We start from the raw sequence: 998 nt of genomic DNA on the forward strand, positions 1-998 counted from the left end.
GACCCGGCGGCCGCAGAGGCGCCCGCGGCCTGCGCACCCGAGGAGCCGCCGTCGGTCCCGCCGCACGCGGCGAGGCTCAGGGTGAGCGCGGCGAGGGCCCCGGTCAGGGCGGGCAGGCGACGGCGGCGGAGCATGGGGCGACCTCGTTCGTGTCGGGGGCGGTGCATGAAATCGGTTCTCAACAGTAGCACCGCGCTGCCTGTGCGACGCTTACGCGGGCCGGAACCGACGTGGCGACTGCGTCACGTCGTTGATCTCCCCGACGAGCTCCTCGAGCACATCCTCGAGGAAGAGGATGCCCGCGGTCTCGCCCTCGGGCGTGATGACCCGGGCGAGGTGGGAGCCCGTGCGCTGCATGAGCGCCAGGGCGTCCTCGACCTCGTCCTCGAGCCGCACGTTGGCCAGCGACCGCACGCGCGTGAGCGGGATCGGCTCGTCGTACCCCGACGGCTCCACGGTGAGGACGTCCTTCAGGTGCAGGTAGCCGGTGTAGCCGCCGTCGGGGTCCTCGACCACGAACCGGGAGAAGCCCACGCGGCCCACGGTCCACTCGAAGTCGTGCGGCGTGATCCCCTCGGGGACGGTGACGACCCGTTCACGCGGCACCATCACGTCCCCGGCCCGGCGGTCCGAGAACTCGAGGGCCGAGTGCAGCACGCCGGACTCGTCCACCAGGGTGCCCGAGCGGGTGGACTCGGCCACGATCGACTGCACCTCCTCGAGCGTGTAGGAGGAGGCCACCTCGTCCTTCGGCTCGATGCGCAGGGCGCGCAGCACGAGGTTGGCCGTCCAGTTCAGCGCGGCCACGACCGGATGCAGCAGCTTCGAGAGCCACACGAGCGGCGGGGCCAGCAGCATCACGGCGCGGTCCGCGAAGGAGACGGCGGCGTTCTTGGGCACCATCTCGCCCAGGGTCACGTGCAGGAAGGTGACCACCAGCAGCGCGAGCACGAAGGCGGTGACGTCCGCCGCCGCGGCCGGCACCCCGAGGGCGCCCA

General features: G+C 72.3%; 1 protein-coding gene. It reads right to left on the reverse strand.

What is annotated here, in order from left to right; all coding sequences use genetic code 11:
- Positions 1–210: 210 nt before the first annotated feature.
- On the reverse strand, positions 211–998 hold a 788-nt coding region (locus AB0N07_RS51325), incomplete at its 5' end, for a CNNM domain-containing protein (RefSeq protein ID WP_365847917.1).

It is taken from the genome of Streptomyces sp. NPDC051172, assembly GCF_040682555.1.
In the GTDB taxonomy this organism is placed as follows: Bacteria; Actinomycetota; Actinomycetes; order Streptomycetales; family Streptomycetaceae; genus Streptomyces.